Genomic DNA, 14,948 nt, shown 5'->3' on the forward strand with positions numbered 1-14,948 from the left:
GCGCCATCATCGCTGCGGATGGCGGTCGAGCGACGGGACGCTTGATTGCAGGTCATCGATCCCTCCTTGCAAAGTGTGTTCGACAACCCTTTGCTAGCGCATCAGGCCGCCATCCACACCCTCATAGGATCTTGATCCGCGGACCCACGTCTTCAATCGTGCAGCGGTGTTACGTGGATGGCCGAGGCAAGCCCGGCCATGACGATGACGGTTGCGATTGTGTCGGCGTGCGCCGGATTGTGACGACCACATGCGTAACAAGGGCGGTGTGCTTTAAGGTCGCGTCATGCGCGCTATTCGCCGCCTTCTGATCTTTGGTTTCACCGCCGCGTTCATCCTCGGCACGGGCGGGGCTTGGCTCGCTTGGGAGACCCTGCGTCCAGGTCCGCTTGGATCGGCGAAGAACTTGGTATTGCCGCGGGGTGCGGGCATCCGCGGCATCGGCGACGAGCTGGTTTCCTCTGGCGTGGTGCGCATCGCCCGCGTCTTTCAAATTGCCGCGCTGGCGACCGGGCGGGCGCACGCGCTGAAGGCGGGCGAGTACGCCTTTCCGGCCGGCATCAGCATCGCCGAGAGCCTGGCGCTCATCGAAAGCGGCCGGACCGTCGTCCATCGCTTGACGCTGGCCGAAGGGCTCACCACGGCGCGTTCGGTGCAGCTCCTCAGCGCCGCCGACGCGCTGGCGGGGCCGGTTCCGGACGGCGTGCCGGAAGGCGCCTTGTTGCCGGAGACCTATCACTATTCCTGGGGCGACAGCCGAGCCCGCCTCATCGAGCGCATGCGCGGGGCCATGACCGAGGCGCTGGCCGAGCTCTGGACGAAGCGCGCCCGCGATCTTCCCCTGGCCTCGCCCATCGAGGCGGTGATCCTCGCTTCGATCGTGGAGAAGGAGACCGCGATCGCCGCCGAACGCCCGCGCATTGCCGAGGTGTATTTGAATCGGTTGCGCCGCGGCATGCGGCTGCAATCCGATCCGACCGTGGTCTACGCGCTGGTGGGTGGGGCGGGCGATCTCGGCCGGCCGCTGACGCGCGCCGATCTCCGGGCGGCCAACCCCTACAACACCTACGCCGTCGAAGGGTTGCCGCCCGGGCCGATCGCCAATCCCGGCCGCGCCGCGCTCGAAGCCGTGCTCAATCCCGCGCTCGGCGACGAGCTCTATTTCGTCGCCGACGGCAATGGCGGCCATGCCTTCGCCCGCAGCCTGGAGGAGCACAACCGCAACGTCCAACGCTGGCGCCGCATCCAGCGCGAGCGGGGGCAAATCGTGCCGGATGAATAAGCTTTTGAAATGCCCCCACCCCAACCCTCCCCCACGCTGGCGCGCGGGGGAGGGAGCAAGAGGTGATCGTCCCACTCCCTCCCCCAGCTTGCTGGGGGAGGGTCGGGGTGGGGGCAATCGGCTCGCCTATTTGTGTTCTCCCGATCCCTTGAATTGGGCCCGGCATTGATGGTGAGGTCGGGCCTCTCCTTTGAACTGAGATCAGCAGGAACTCTCCATGGACTATGTCACGTTCGGGCGAACCGGATTGAAGGTGAGTGCCGCCGGCCTCGGCTGCGGCGGCTTCAGCCGGCTCGGCCTCGCCAACGGCAAGAGCGAAGCCGAAGCGGCGGCATTGGTGCGCCGCGCGGTGGATCTGGGCGTCACGCTTTTCGATACCGCCGCCGCTTATGGCACCGAAGGCGTGGTCGGCAAGGGGCTGGCCGGGATCCCCCGGGACAAGGTCGTCATCGCCACCAAGGCCAGCATCCGCAAGGGCGAGGAGCGCTGCACGGTCGAGCAGATCCTGGCCAGCCTCGACAATTCCCTGAAGGAGCTGCGCACCGACTACATCGACGTCTTCCAGCTGCATGGCGTTCCGCTCGACCTCTATGACTACGCCCGGAACACGGTGGCGCCAGCGCTCGAGCGCGAGCGCGAGAAGGGCAAGTTCCGCCATTTCGGCGTGACCGAGACGGCGGTCAGCGACATTCGCACCAACATGCTGCAGCGCGCCGCCATGGACGATGTCTGGGAGTCCTTCATGCTGGCTTTCCACATGATGCATCAGGTGGCGCGACGGACGGTCCTGCCGATGACGCGCGCCAAAGGGATTGGCACCCTCGTCATGTTCGCGGTGCGCAGCATCTTTGTTGAGCCCGCGCGCGTGGCGAAGGTCATCGCCGAGCTCGCGGCGACAGGGAAGGTGGCGAAGGAGTTGGCCGATAAGCCGGACCCCCTCGGCTTCCTCATCCACGCGGGCGGCGCCAGCAGCCTGACCGACGCCGCCTATCGCTTCGCACGGCACGAGCCCGGCATCGACGTGGTTCTGTTCGGTACCGGCGACGTTCGGCACATGGAGGCGAACATCGCCTCGCTCATGAAGCCGCCTTTGCCCGAGGCGGATCGAAGGCACCTGGCCGATTTGTTCGGCCATCTCCTCGGCGTCGGGCTCGAGGGGCCGGGACGACCGGCGAAGGTGGAGACCGTCTGAGCGGCGTTCAGTCCGCCTGCTTTCGCGGCGCCAGGCGCAGCATCGGATCGGTCCAGCCCGGCGGCAATGCCTGCAGGAGCCAGGCCGCGGCCGCCATCGGCCAGGGAAAGGCGATCCGCGCCCGGTTGCGGGCAAGCCCGTATCGGATGATCCGGGCGGCGCGCTCGGGCGGCATGAGGAAGGGCATGGGAAAGCGGTTCCGCGCCGTCATTGCCGTTGCCACATAGCCCGGACAGACGACCGATACACCGATGCCATCGGCGGCGAGTTCGCCGCGGAGCGCCTCGCCATGCACCTTGAGCGCGGCCTTGCTGCCGCAATAGGCGGGCGCCCCCGGAAAGCCGCGATATCCCGCGAGCGAGGCGATGAGCGCGATCTGGCCCCGGCGCCGCGCCCGCATCGCCGGCAGCACGGGATAGACCGTGTTGAGGGCGCCCAGCACATTCACCTCGTAGATGCGCCGCGCCTGCTCCTGGGTCTCGCCGGCGCCGCCGGTGCCGGCCGAGATGCCGGCATTGGCGATGAGGAGATCGAGGGCCTGCTCGCTGTCGGCGGCGTTGACCCAGTTGGCGGTGAGCACCGGGTCGGTTACGTCGACGATGGCGCTCGAGACCAGCGCGCCCGCCTTGCGGCAGGAATCGGCGACCGCGGCGAGGCGATGCTCGTCGCGGCCGCCCAGAACCAGGCGCATCCCGGGGCCGGCATAGTCACGGGCCAGCGCCGCGCCGATGCCGCTCGATGCGCCGGTGATGAGGATGCTTGAAGGTGGCCTCATGGCCGGCCCGCATCTCAGGGCGTCGTCGCCACCTGGTAGAGCGTGTTCACCCTAGCGTAGAGCTGCGGCTCGTCGATGAGCTGTCGCGCGACTTTGAGGTCGAGCTCACTGTCGAGCGAGCGGGCCGGGCAGGCATTGCGCAAGCCGTCGGCGCCGCTTTCGCCGCGCTCGGTCGCGGCCCGGCGCTGCGCCACCGCGGCGCCGGGGGGCATGCTGCCGCCGCGGAGATCCTTCAAGAGCTCTTCGGGGGTGCCGGTGAACTGGCTGGTGCAGACGCTGGGCATGACCCCGAACTTGTTCAAGGGAAAGCCGAGCGGCGAATACATGCGGGCCCAGGTGATGGTGAGCTCGCCGTCATTGGGCAGGCGCACCACGGTTTGCACGCTGCCCTTGCCGTAGGAGGCGGTGCCGACCAGGAGCGCCCTGCGGTTGTCCTGCAATGCGGCGGCGACGATCTCGGCGGCCGAGGCGGAGCCGCCATTGATCAGGACCACCATCGGCAGACCTTCGGCCAGGTCGCTGCCCGAGGCGCGGTAGCGCTGGCGCGAGCGGGGATGCCGGCCCTGGGTGGTCAGGATCTCGCCCTGAGGCAAGAACAGCTCCGAGATCGCCACCGCCTGGTCCAAGAGGCCGCCGGGATTGCCGCGGAGATCGAGGATGAGGCCCTTCATGCGCAGACCATAGGTCGCCTTCGCCTCCTCGACCGCCTCCTCGACCTGGCGGGCCGTGCCCTGGTTGAAGCCGGTGATGCGGATGATGACCGCCTCGCCCTCGCGCTTCACCGTGACCGTGGTCGGCACGATCCGGGCCCGGCTCAAGGCGACGATCTGACGCTTGGAGTCCCGTTCGATGGTCAGATTCAGGGTCGAGCCGACCGCACCCCTGAGGCGCGCCAGCACGTCGCTGACCGGCATGCCGGTCAAAGGCTCGTCGTCGACAAAGAGGATGCGGTCGCCGACGCGCAGGCCCTGGGCCTCGGCCGGCGTGCCCGCCAAGACGCTCGCGACCGCAATGCCATCCTCGTCCACCGCCAGGGTGATGCCGATGCCGCCGAAGCCGTCGCGGTTCGCCCGGTTGTCGCGGGCGCGGTCGGCGCTGGCATAGCGGGAGAACGGGTCGAGGCCGGCCAGCTCGGCATCGAAGATCGCCTTGTAGACCTGCTCTGGCAGGGCGTCGCGGAGCGGCTGCGAGGCGCTGCGCCCGGCCGCCACCACGCTCGCCGTCAGCCGCGCCCAGCGCGAGGGATCGTTCGATTGCGGGACGTTGAACTCGCCGATCTGCGCCCGTCCGACCGCCAAGGTGAGCTTGCTGTCGGCACGCACCACGTTGAGGTCCGGGTCGATCTTGTGCAGGCCTTCCATGCCGTGGAGCGCCAGGCTCGGCAGCTCGACGCGGTCGATGTAGTACTCGGAGATGGAATCGTAGCCGGCGGCGAACACCTCGACCGCTTGCTCGGAGGTGAACCCGGTCGTCGCCGGAAGCGGCGTCCAGACCGCGCAGGCCCAAAGCGCCGAGAGAACCGGAAGCAGGATGGCGAAACGAGAACCTGGCAAGCCCGCCTTAGTCTGGGCGTGCTTGACGACGAGACCCAAGAAAAAGCGCATGGACCGAGAATACCTCGAAACGCCTCATTGGTGATTGTCGCTTTTTTCCTCTGCCGATTCCAGTGCCTCGGCGAAGGCCTCGATGCCTTCAGCGGCGCCTCGATGTCCGCTTCTTGTGCGCGAAACCGCGAGATTTAACGGGTTTTGCCGCGTCTTCTTCGAGCTGGAAGAGGAGCCCGCCGGTCACTGGATTGGCCTCGCGCAGTTTCACCTCGACGGCATCGCCCAGCCGGTAGGCGGTTCGGCTGCGTTGCCCCAAGAGCTGGTGGCGCTGCTCATCGTGGAAGAAACGCTCCGGGCCGAGGCTGCTGATCGGCACCAGCCCGTCGGCGCCGGTCTCCTCCAGGCGCACGAACAGGCCAAAGCGGGTAACCCCGCTGATGCGGGCGGCGAATACTTGGCCCACCCTTTCGGCCAGAAAGGAGGCGGCGAAGCGATCGACCGCATCGCGCTCGGCCGCCGCCGCCCGCCGCTCGGTTGCGGAAATGTGTTCGCCCATCTCGGGGAAGCGCTGGGCCTCCTCCTTCGGCAAGGCGCCGGCGCCCAAATGCAGACCGGCGATGAGTGCCCGGTGCACCAGCACGTCGGCATAGCGCCGGATGGGCGAGGTGAAATGCGCATAGCGGCGGAGCGCCAGGCCGAAATGCCCGAGATTGTCGGGGCTGTAGACCGCCTGCGCCTGGGAGCGCAGCACCAGATCGTTGATCAGCTGCTGGTAGGGTTTGCCTTCAGCCTGGCGTAATAGCCGGGTGAAATCGGCCGGGCGCAACACCTTGCCCCGGGCGAGCTTGAGCTCGAGGCCTTCGAGGAACTTCCGCAAGGCCTCCACCCGCTCCGGATCGGGCTGGTCGTGCACGCGGTACATGCAAGGCTGCTTTCGCGCCTCCAAGGTCTCCGCGGCGGCCACATTGGCGGCGATCATGCATTCCTCGATCAGCCGGTGGCTGGCGAGGCGCGCCCGGGGCTTGATCGCCAAGACCTTGCCGTCGGCATCCAGGATGACCTTCCGCTCCGGCAGATCGAGCTCGAGAGTGCCGCGCCGCGCGCGGGCCCGATCGAAGGCGGCGAAGGCGCCGTAAAGCGGGCGGATCACCCGGTCGACAAGCGGGCGCGTCGTCTCGTCGGGGCGCCCGTCGGCGGCCGCCTGCACCTGCTCATAGGTAAGGCGGGCGGCCGAGCGCATCAGGGCCCGCTGGAAACGATGCTCCAGGAGATTGCCCTCGGCATCGATCCGCATGCGCACGACCATGACGGCGCGATCCACGCCGGACTTGAGCGAGCAAAGATCGTTGGAGAGCGCCTCGGGGAGCATCGGCACGACCCGATCGGGCAGGTAGACGGAATTGCCCCGCTCATAGGCGGCGCGGTCAAGCGCGCTCGCGGGGCGGACATAGTGGGCGACATCGGCGATGGCGACGGTGACGCGCCAGCCGCCCGTGTAATCGGGGGACGGATCGGCCTCGGCATGGACCGCATCGTCGAAGTCGCGGGCGTCCGCGCCGTCGATGGTGACGAGCGGCAGCCGGCGCAGATCCTCACGCTCGCCCAGGGGTGCGGGCTCGGCGCTCTCCGCCTCGGCGATCGCCGCCTCGGGGAACACGGTCGGGATATCGCGCTCATGGATGGCAATTAGGCTGATCGCCTTCGGCCCATCGACATCGCCCAGGCGCTCCAGCACGCGCACCTCGGGCACGCCGCGAGCGAAGCTCGGCAGCACCTCGGCCAGAATTAGCTCGCCATCCCGGGCGCCTGAGGCATGGGCGCGGGCCAACCGGTATTCGTTCTTATTGCGCCGGTCGGTGGGGATGAGCTTGCCGCCCTCCTGGCTCAACCGGTAGACGCCGATCACCCGATCGAGCGAGGCATGCAGGCGCTTGATGGTGCGCCCCTCATAGACCTCCGGCTCGATCCGCTTCAACTGCGCCAGCACCCGGGCGCCGGGCTCGAGCGCCGGCGTGCCGCGGCGCTCGGGGGCCATGTAGATGCGGGGCGGCGGTAGGTCCTCCGGCCAGACTTCCGGCCGGGCCATGAGCTCGCCGTCGGCGTCGGGACCGACGATCTCGACCACGGCGATGCCGGGCAGCGCCCCCGGACGGGCCAGGCGCTTCTTCTCCGGGCGCTCGATCGCGCCTTCGGCTTTCAGCTCCTTGAGCAGAGCCTTCAGCGGGATGCGGTCGTCGCCGCGGATCTGGAAGGCGCGCGCGATCTCGCGCTTGCCGACGGGTGTGGCGCTGTTGCGAATGAAATCGCGGAGCTCGTCCTTGCTTGGGAGCGGCGCAGTGCGCTTCGGCCGCGTCACGGGACGCTTCCTAGTCTGCCGCCGGGCGCGGCTTCGTCGTCTTCGGCGGCTTCTTTGCTTTGGCCTCGGGCTTGGCCTTGGCCGGACCTTTAGCGGTGCTCTTGGCGCCGCCACTCTTGGTGATGCCACTCCTGCTGCCGGGGGCGCGCTTGCCGTTGCCGCCCTTTGCCGCCTTCTCCTGCAGGAGCAGGAGCCCCTGCTCCAGGGTAAGCGTGTCGGGGTCGGTGTCGCGCCGCAACGTCGCCCGCACGGTGCTGTGCTGCACATAGGGGCCGAAGCGACCGCGCTTCACCACCACCGGCTTCTGATCCTGGGGATGGAGTCCGATCTCGCGGCCGGCGGATTTTTTGGCGGTGGCCAGGAGCTCGACGGCGCGGTTGATGCCGATGGTCAGCACATCTTCGTCGCGGCCCAGCGACTTGTAGACGCTGCCCAGCTTGAGGTACGGGCCGAAGCGGCCGATGCCGGCGGTGATCATGTCGCCGGACTCGGGATGCAGGCCGATCTCCCGCGGCAGCGCCAATAGCGCCAGCGCCCGCGGCAAGTCCATCGCGGCCGGATCGGTGCCCTTGGGCAGCGACACCCGCTTCGGCTTCTCGCCCTCGCCCATCTGCACATAGATGCCGTAGGGACCCTTGCGCAGCGTGACTTTGTCGCCGGTCGCGGGGGCCTGACCCAGCTCCTTCGGCCCGCTGGCGAGGTCGGCCGCAACACCACCGTTCTGGTCGACGACCAGCGGCCTGGTGTAGCGGCATTCCGGATAATTGCCGCAGCCGACGAAGGCGCCGTTGCGGCCGAGCTTCAAGCCGAGCCTGCCGGTGCCGCAGGCGGGGCAGCCTCTCGGATTCTTGCCGGAGCCGTCCTCGGGGAAGAAATGCGGGCCCAAGGCGTCATCGAGCGCGGAGATCACCTGCTTGATGCTGAGGTCCTTGGCCCCCCCAACGGCTTCGCTGAAAGCCTTCCAGAAATCCCGCAGCACCGCCTTCCAGTCGATGCGGCCGCCGGAGATCTCGTCCAACTGGTTCTCGAGCTCGGCGGTGAAGCTGTACTGCACATAGCGTTCGAAGAAGCTCGACAGGAAGGCGGTGACCAGGCGGCCGCGGTCCTCCGGCAGGAAGCGGCGCTTGTCGATCCGCACATACTGCCGGTCCTGCAGCACCTGGATGATCGAGGCATAGGTCGACGGGCGGCCGATGCCGAGTTCCTCCAGGCGCTTGACCAGGCTCGCCTCGGTGTAGCGGGGCAGGGGCTGGGTGAAATGCTGCTCCGGCTTGATCTCGCCCCTGGTCAGGCTCGCCTTTTCCCGGAGCGCCGGCAGGCGCCGACCGTTTTCCTCATCGCCGTCGTCGTCGCGGCCTTCCTGGTAGAGCTTGAGGAAGCCGTCGAAAAGGCGGATCGAGCCGGTGGCATGCAGCACAGTGTTGCCGCTCTCGTCGGCGACGTCGACCGTCGTCTGGTCGAGCTGGGCGCTCTCCATCTGGCTGGCCAGCGCCCGCTTCCAGATGAGCTCATAGAGGCGGAGCTGGTCGCGATCCAGGTGGCCGGCGACTTCACTCGGCCGGCGCCCCGGATCCGTGGGCCGGATCGCCTCATGCGCCTCCTGGGCGTTCTTGGCGGTGCTCTTGTATTGGCGGGCACCGGGCGGGAGATACTCCTTGCCGAAGTCTCGGAGGATGGCGTCGCGGGCGCCCTCGATCGCCTCGGCGCTCAACTGCACGCCGTCGGTTCGCATATAGGTGATGAGGCCGACGGTCTCGCCGCCGAGATCCACGCCCTCGTAGAGGCGCTGGGCGATCTGCATGGTGCGGCTGGCGCCGAGCCCGAGCTTGCGCGAAGATTCCTGCTGCAAGGTTGAGGTGGTGAAGGGCGGCGGCGGGTTGCGCCGGACCGTCTTGCGCTCGATCGAGGCGACGTGGAACCGGCCCTCGGCGATGGCAGCGACCGCGGCATCGGCCGCCTGCTTGTCGGGCAGGCCCAGCTTGCCGAGCTTGCTGGCGCGAAGATGGGTCAGATATGCGGTGAAGCGCCCGCCCTCGGATGTCGCGAACTCGGCGGCGACCGACCAATACTCTTCCGCCTTGAACGCCTCGATCTCGGACTCGCGCTCGCAGATGAGCCGGAGCGCCACCGACTGCACGCGGCCCGCCGAGCGGCTGCCCGGCAGCTTCCGCCACAGCACCGGCGAGAGGGTGAAGCCAACGAGATAGTCGAGCGCGCGCCTGGCGATATAGGCATCGACCAGCTCGCGGTCGAGGTTGCGCGGATGCGCGATCGCTTCCAGCACGGCGCGCTTGGTCACCTCGTTGAAGGCGACCCGCTTGACGTCGATGCCGTCCAAGAGCTTCCGCTCGCGCAAGACCTCCTGCACATGCCAGGAGATCGCCTCGCCCTCGCGGTCGGGGTCGGTCGCCAGATAGAGGTGCGTGGCGCCCTTCAGGAGCCGGGCGATCTCGGCCAGATGCTTCTCGGCCTTGGGATCGACCTCCCAGACCATGGCGAAGTCTTCCTCGGGCTTGACCGCGCCGTTCTTGGGCACGAGGTCCCGCACATGGCCGTAGCTCGCGCGCACGGTATAGCCGGGGCCCAGGTATTTCTCGATGCTCTTGGCCTTGGCCGGGGACTCGACGACGACGACGTCCATGAATTCTAGGTCTCTAGGAATTGTGATGCGGTGCCGCAATAGCAACTAGTCGCTGTGGTAGCGGAGCGCAACCTGGTTTCCCGGGTGACGCTCCAAGCGGCCCGCCAGCTCGGCCTCAAGCAATACCGCAAGGACGATTGCGGCTGACAATTGGCACTGCCGGACCAATTCGTCAACCGCGACCGGATTGGGGCCGAGCAGATCCAGCACCCGAGCCCGACCGGTGGAAACCTCGGAATCGCTGGCTTTGGGCGGCACCGGCGCGGGGGCGGGACGGTGGGATTCTCCGAGCTTTGCCATGGGGGTAAGCACCGATAGGACGTCTTCGGCGGTCTCCACCAAAGTAGCCCCTTGGCGCAGGAGCTGATTGCACCCCTTGGCCCGGGGATCCAAGGGCGATCCCGGTACGGCGAAGACCTCGCGGCCCTGGTCTAGGGCGCGCCTGGCGGTGATGAGCGAGCCCGAGCGCTCGGCCGCCTCGATCACCACCACGCCCAAGGAGAGTCCGGAAATGACCCGGTTGCGGCGGGGAAAGTGGCTGGCCCTGGGCTCTGTCCCGAGCGGGCTTTCGGCCACCAGCAGGCCCTTTTCCTTGATCTCCCCATAGAGTCCGGCGTTTTCGGGCGGGTAAATCACATCGATGCCGCCGGCGAGGGCCGCCACGGTGCCCTGGGCGAGCGCGCCCGCATGGGCGGCGGCATCGATGCCCCGGGCGAAGCCGGAGACCACGGCGAAGCCGGCCGCTCCGAGGTCGGACGCAAGCGCGCGGGCGAGCCGTTTGCCATTGGCCGAGGCGTTGCGCGCACCCACCATCGCTACCGCCCGTCGCTCCAGGAGGCGAGCGTCGCCGAGGAGGCTGACGACCGGGGGCGGGTCGGATATGGCGCGGAGCGAGACCGGGTAGTCCGGCTCGCAGATTGCCAAGAAGCGTCCACCGAGCCCATGGAGGCGCGTGGCCTCGGCTTCCAGGGCGGCGCGTGACGGCGTCCGCAAGGGTGAAGCGCGTCCGGCCTGGCGCGCCAGATCGGGTAGGGCGGCCAGCGCCGCGCCGGCGCTCCCGTAGCGCTCAATGAGCTGCAGAAAGGTAATCGGCCCGACATTCTCGGTGCGCGCCAGGCGGGCCCAATCCAGCCGTTCAGCCTCAGTGAGAGTTTTCAGCTCCATGGTGCCGCGGACGTTGCGCGAGGGAGGGCGGTGGCGTCAATCGCCGGCCCCGTGTGCCCGATAAGCGTACGGTTAGGAACTTGCGGCGAAAGGGTCTAAGCTCCGTCGGTCCCTAGCTCCCGTGAGGCCAGAATGGCAACGATCGGCTCGCTCCCCACAGGCAGTTCCGGCCCGGTATTGACCGAGGCCCAGGCGAAGATCCTGGACCGGCTGAAGTCGATTTCCGGCGCCTCCGGTTACGGCGGCAAGCGGACGACGGCCGAGGCCACGGCTGCCATCAACATCGACCTGCCCGCCCTGCAACTGGCCGCGGGCAGCGCCGAGGCCACCGGCGACGTCCAGGGCGCGCAGTATGTGGCGAGACAAACCAAGAAGTTAGCAGACGATCTTCGCTCCGCGCTGAAGGATGCCGCGGCGGCGGCGCCGGTCAATGCCGGTGCCGCTCAAGGGTCGAGTTCGGACCAACTCGCGACCACGGCAAAGCAGCTCAAGCTGCTGCTGGTCAAGTCCAGGATCGCTCTTGCCCAACCTCAGGCCCAGCAGTCCAGCCCGGCTTTGCGGCGCGCCGTGGACGTCGATCTCAGGGAGGGTGAGAAAGCGGTGCAGGCGCTCCAGGCGCAGCTCCGCGGCGGGAGCGGCAGCGCCGTCAATATCCGCGCCTGATCTGGCCTATCGACGGCCAATCTACAATTGCAGTTCAACCGCCCGAGCGGCACTACCCGTCGCTCTTGGTGGCCCGGAAGCTGATCTTCGACTCTTCGCCGCGGATGAGCCTGAGGATGTTGGGAGCGTGGCGGAGATAGACGACGGCGGCGATGAAGGCTGCGAGCTGGACCTGCTGCTTGTCGCCGCCATACCAGACATAGGCCGGGGCCAGCGCCAGCGCGGTCAGCGACGCCAGCGAGGAATACCGGAATACCGCGGCGACGGCGAGCCAGGTCAAGCAGGCCACGGCTCCGGCCGCAGGGGCGATGCCAAGCAGCACTCCCAGCGCGGTGGCAACGCCCTTGCCGCCCTTGAAGCGGAGCCAGACCGGGAAGCAATGGCCGATCAGGACGCCGGCGCCGGCCAATACGGCCATGTCCGGGCCCATGGTGCCGGCGGCGAGGACCGCGGCGGTCCCCTTGCCGCCATCGAGGATGAGGGTCAGCGCCGCCAGACCCTTCCGTCCGGTGCGGAGCACATTGGTCGCCCCGATACTGCCCGAGCCTATGCGGCGAATGTCGCCGAGCCCCGCGAGCTTGGTCAGCACCAGGCCGAATGGGATCGAGCCCACGAGGTAGGCCACAAGGAACGCCGCATAGAACGGCCACACGAAGCTGAGATCGCCGAGGGGGCTGGGCATGGCTTGGCTCGAGACGGGATCGGCCGGGGCAGAATGCGTCGGCGAACGACTTCGGTCGAGGGGAACCTATGCTAGCGTCGGGGGCCAATCAACAAGCCCCGAAGTCCCATGCCCCGCACCCGCATTGCCGTCATCGGCCTCGGCCTCGCCGTCACTCCCCACGCCAAGAGCCTCATGGACCTCGCCGACCGGGTCGAGGTGGTGGCGGCCGTCGCTCCCTCCGCGGAGCGACGGAAGGGCTTCGCCCTGCGCTTTCCGTTTCCCACCGCCGACGATGTCGACGGCGTGCTCGCCGACAAATCGATTTCGGCGGTGATGATCCTGACGCCGCCCAACACCCATTTGAATCTAGCCAGTCGCGCCGCACGCGCGGGCAAGCATGTGCTCTTGGAGAAGCCCCTCGAGATCACCACCGATCGGGCCGCGACCTTGGTCAGGACCGTGCGGGCTGCGGGAGTGCGCCTCGGCTGCGTCCTGCAGATGCGCTTCCGCCCGGCCGGGCGGCGGCTGATCGAGCTGGTGGATCAGGGGGCCCTCGGGCACCTCGTCGGCGCCAGCCTGTCGGTCCGCTGGTGGCGGCCGCAGAGCTATTACGACGAGCCCGGGCGCGGCAGCATGAGCCGCGATGGCGGCGGCGTCTTGATCACCCAGGCGATCCACGCCCTCGATCTCCTGCTGCGGTTGACCGGCGAGGTCGCCGACGTGCGCAGCCTCCAGGGCAAGACCGCGATCCATCGCATGGAGGGCGAAGACGTGGTCGCCGCCGGTGTGCGCTATGCCAACGGCGCCATCGGCAGCATCGATGCGACCACGGCGGCCTTCCCGGGCTTCCCTGAGCGCTTGGAGCTGGTCGGCACCAAGGGCACCGCGGCGATGACCGGCGGCGCGCTCGAGGTCTATTACCAAGACGGCAGGCGGGAGACCATCGAAGCCGCCGGCGGTACCGGCGGCGGCGCCGATCCCATGGCCTTTGCCCATGACGCCCACCGCGACCTCATCGCCGACTTCCTCGACGCGATTGAAGAGAAGCGGGATCCCACCGTCACCGGCGAGCAACTCCTCGAGGTGCACCGGCTGATCGATCGGCTGCTGGACACCGGCCGGCCGAACTAATCGGCGAGTATTGCCGAATGGATGGCCGGCAGGGCCAGGCGGCGCCAACGCCCTATGACGCGGCGGTCCGGGCCGATGAGATAGAAGGTTCCGGGCTGTGCGTCGTAGCGTTCGGCGGCAATGCCCGCCTGGTCCAGGAACCGGCCGCGCGCCGCCTCGCCGACGAAGGGGCAATAGGGCGGCAACAGCACCATGAGTTTGAGGCCGCTTTCGGCAAGGGCTTCCAGCACGGCGCGGTCGGCGTCGCCGATGGAGCCATCGGGATTGACGAAATAGAGGCCGCTGCGATCCGGCCCGAGGCAGCGGAGGAGCCAGGTCGGCTCGCCATCCGCTTCGATCGGCGCATCGGCAGCCGGCGCGCCGGGGAGGATGCCGGCGGTGAACGCCTCACGATTGACCATGTCGAGGCCTCAGGGCCGGCAGTGCTTGCCGTGCGCTCCTATAATGGAACACTATCGGTGTCATTCGTTTCACCGGCGGCGCCGGATCGCGCTGCTCACGCCTCCCATTCGCGAAGGAATGCGCTATGACCACGTCGTCCACGTCCCTCAAGATCCTCGGCATCTGCGGCAGTCTCCGCGCCAAATCCTTCAACAAGATGGCGCTTTTGACCGCGAGCAAGCTGATGCCTGCGGGCATGACGCTGGAGACCTTCGATCTCGCGCCGATTCCGCTCTACAACGCCGATATACACGCCCAGGGATTCCCGGATTCGGTGCAGGCGTTGCGCGCCAAGATCAAAGCGGCGGACGGTCTCTTGTTCGCCTGCCCAGAATACAACTACTCGATCTCCGGCGTGCTCAAGAACGCCATCGACTGGGCCTCGCGCCCGCCGGAGCAGCCCTTCGCGTTCAAGCCCTATGCGATTCTCGGCGCCTCGATGGGCATGGGCGGCACCATGCGTGCGCAATATCACCTGCGCCAGGTGACGATCTTCCTGGATGCGATCCCGCTCAACCGGCCGGAGGTGTTCATCGGCACCGCGCAAACCAAGTTTGACGACGCCGGCAACTGCACCGACGATGGGACCAAGAAGGCGATCGCCGACATGCTGACCGCGTTCCAGTCCTGGATCCTGCGGGTCAGGAGCTAGAGCGGACACTGCTCTTATCATCATGCCCGGACTCGTTCCGGGCATCCACGTTTTCGATCGAGGATCCAGTACGACGTGGATGCGCGGGTCAAGATCCTATGAGGGTGTGGATGGCGGCCTGATGCGCTAGCAAAGGGTTGTCGAACACACTTTGCAAGGAGGGATCGATGACCTGCAATCAAGCGTCCCGTCGCTCGACCGCCAGCCGCAGCGATGATGGCGCAGTCCTGGCTTCTTTGGAACTGAGCTGTTCGAGCTGGCTGGTGACCTCGCTGTCGCCGGGCATGGAGAAGATGTCTAAGCACTCGATTAAGGGCGGGGATAGCGCCGGGCTGCTGCAGCTTTTGCGGCTGCTGCGAGGCAAAGCCGAGCAAAGGACCGGCGGCTCGGTTGGAGTGGTGGCGATCCAGGAAGCGGGTCTGGATGGCTTCTGGCTGCAC

At 67.8% G+C, this 14,948-nt stretch carries 13 protein-coding genes; 6 read left to right on the top strand and 7 right to left on the bottom strand.

Features of this window, described 5'->3' with window-relative positions; genetic code table 11:
• Positions 1 to 286: 286 nt before the first annotated feature.
• Both mltG and HY058_10300 read left to right on the top strand, forming a co-directional pair.
• Complete coding sequence (gene mltG / locus HY058_10295; protein MBI3497678.1) at positions 287 to 1,282, top strand: endolytic transglycosylase MltG; 996 nt, start codon at positions 287 to 289, stop codon at positions 1,280 to 1,282.
• A gap of 217 nt (positions 1,283 to 1,499) precedes the next feature.
• Positions 1,500 to 2,474 (top strand): aldo/keto reductase, encoded by a 975-nt coding sequence (locus HY058_10300; protein ID MBI3497679.1) that lies wholly within the window; start codon positions 1,500 to 1,502, stop codon positions 2,472 to 2,474.
• Positions 2,475 to 2,481: 7 nt separating this feature from the next.
• Here HY058_10300 and HY058_10305 read toward each other — a convergent pair whose 3' ends face one another.
• The 5 genes from HY058_10305 to dprA all read right to left on the bottom strand — a co-directional run bounded on the left by HY058_10305 (position 2,482) and on the right by dprA (position 10,957).
• Positions 2,482 to 3,249: an SDR family NAD(P)-dependent oxidoreductase gene (locus HY058_10305; GenBank protein MBI3497680.1), complete on the bottom strand. Its 768-nt coding sequence runs from the start codon at positions 3,247 to 3,249 to the stop codon at positions 2,482 to 2,484.
• 14 nt (positions 3,250 to 3,263) lie between these two features.
• Positions 3,264 to 4,853, bottom strand: a complete 1,590-nt coding sequence (locus HY058_10310) for a S41 family peptidase (protein MBI3497681.1) — start codon at positions 4,851 to 4,853, stop codon at positions 3,264 to 3,266.
• An 88-nt stretch (positions 4,854 to 4,941) separates the two neighbouring features.
• A complete protein-coding gene (gene rnr / locus HY058_10315) occupies positions 4,942 to 7,152 on the bottom strand; it encodes a ribonuclease R (GenBank protein ID MBI3497682.1) in 2,211 nt (736 codons plus the stop codon).
• 10 nt (positions 7,153 to 7,162) lie between these two features.
• Complete coding sequence (topA, locus tag HY058_10320; GenBank protein MBI3497683.1) at positions 7,163 to 9,793, bottom strand: type I DNA topoisomerase; 2,631 nt, start codon at positions 9,791 to 9,793, stop codon at positions 7,163 to 7,165.
• 45 nt (positions 9,794 to 9,838) lie between these two features.
• On the bottom strand, positions 9,839 to 10,957 hold the full coding sequence (dprA, locus tag HY058_10325) for a DNA-protecting protein DprA (protein MBI3497684.1): 1,119 nt from the start codon (positions 10,955 to 10,957) through the stop codon (positions 9,839 to 9,841).
• 132 nt (positions 10,958 to 11,089) lie between these two features.
• On the opposite strand from dprA, the gene HY058_10330 reads away from it, so the two are divergent.
• Positions 11,090 to 11,620: a hypothetical protein gene (locus tag HY058_10330; protein ID MBI3497685.1), complete on the top strand. Its 531-nt coding sequence runs from the start codon at positions 11,090 to 11,092 to the stop codon at positions 11,618 to 11,620.
• Between the two features lie 52 nt (positions 11,621 to 11,672).
• On the opposite strand, the gene plsY is transcribed toward HY058_10330, so the two are convergent.
• On the bottom strand, positions 11,673 to 12,302 hold the full coding sequence (gene plsY, locus HY058_10335; protein ID MBI3497686.1) for a glycerol-3-phosphate 1-O-acyltransferase PlsY: 630 nt from the start codon (positions 12,300 to 12,302) through the stop codon (positions 11,673 to 11,675).
• Between the two features lie 108 nt (positions 12,303 to 12,410).
• Here plsY and HY058_10340 point away from each other — a divergent pair, with 108 nt between their 5' ends.
• Complete coding sequence (locus HY058_10340; protein MBI3497687.1) at positions 12,411 to 13,415, top strand: Gfo/Idh/MocA family oxidoreductase; 1,005 nt, start codon at positions 12,411 to 12,413, stop codon at positions 13,413 to 13,415.
• On the opposite strand, the gene HY058_10345 is transcribed toward HY058_10340, so the two are convergent.
• Positions 13,412 to 13,816: a hypothetical protein gene (locus tag HY058_10345; protein MBI3497688.1), complete on the bottom strand. Its 405-nt coding sequence runs from the start codon at positions 13,814 to 13,816 to the stop codon at positions 13,412 to 13,414. The genes HY058_10340 and HY058_10345 overlap by 4 nt on opposite strands.
• A 125-nt stretch (positions 13,817 to 13,941) precedes the next feature.
• On the opposite strand from HY058_10345, the gene HY058_10350 reads away from it, so the two are divergent.
• Complete coding sequence (locus HY058_10350) at positions 13,942 to 14,508, top strand: NAD(P)H-dependent oxidoreductase (GenBank protein MBI3497689.1); 567 nt, start codon at positions 13,942 to 13,944, stop codon at positions 14,506 to 14,508.
• A 167-nt stretch (positions 14,509 to 14,675) separates the two neighbouring features.
• Positions 14,676 to 14,948, top strand: a 273-nt coding sequence (locus HY058_10355; GenBank protein MBI3497690.1) for an IS110 family transposase, incomplete at its 3' end; no start/stop codon positions are given.

It is taken from the genome of Pseudomonadota bacterium (genome assembly GCA_016195085.1).
Classification (GTDB): Bacteria; Pseudomonadota; Alphaproteobacteria; order SHVZ01; family SHVZ01; genus JACQAG01.

Bases quoted from the DNA above. Each gene is read 5' to 3' on its own strand.
- plsY (MBI3497686.1), bottom strand. From the start codon at position 12,302: ATGCCCAGCCCCCTCGGCGATCTCAGCTTCGTGTGGCCGTTCTATGCG.
- HY058_10300 (MBI3497679.1), top strand. From the start codon at position 1,500: ATGGACTATGTCACGTTCGGGCGAACCGGATTGAAGGTGAGTGCCGCC.
- HY058_10305 (MBI3497680.1), bottom strand. From the start codon at position 3,249: ATGAGGCCACCTTCAAGCATCCTCATCACCGGCGCATCGAGCGGCATC.
- mltG (MBI3497678.1), top strand. From the start codon at position 287: ATGCGCGCTATTCGCCGCCTTCTGATCTTTGGTTTCACCGCCGCGTTC.
- HY058_10350 (MBI3497689.1), top strand. From the start codon at position 13,942: ATGACCACGTCGTCCACGTCCCTCAAGATCCTCGGCATCTGCGGCAGT.
- HY058_10310 (MBI3497681.1), bottom strand. From the start codon at position 4,853: ATGCGCTTTTTCTTGGGTCTCGTCGTCAAGCACGCCCAGACTAAGGCG.
- dprA (MBI3497684.1), bottom strand. From the start codon at position 10,957: ATGGAGCTGAAAACTCTCACTGAGGCTGAACGGCTGGATTGGGCCCGC.
- HY058_10345 (MBI3497688.1), bottom strand. From the start codon at position 13,816: ATGGTCAATCGTGAGGCGTTCACCGCCGGCATCCTCCCCGGCGCGCCG.
- topA (MBI3497683.1), bottom strand. From the start codon at position 9,793: ATGGACGTCGTCGTCGTCGAGTCCCCGGCCAAGGCCAAGAGCATCGAG.
- HY058_10330 (MBI3497685.1), top strand. From the start codon at position 11,090: ATGGCAACGATCGGCTCGCTCCCCACAGGCAGTTCCGGCCCGGTATTG.
- HY058_10340 (MBI3497687.1), top strand. From the start codon at position 12,411: ATGCCCCGCACCCGCATTGCCGTCATCGGCCTCGGCCTCGCCGTCACT.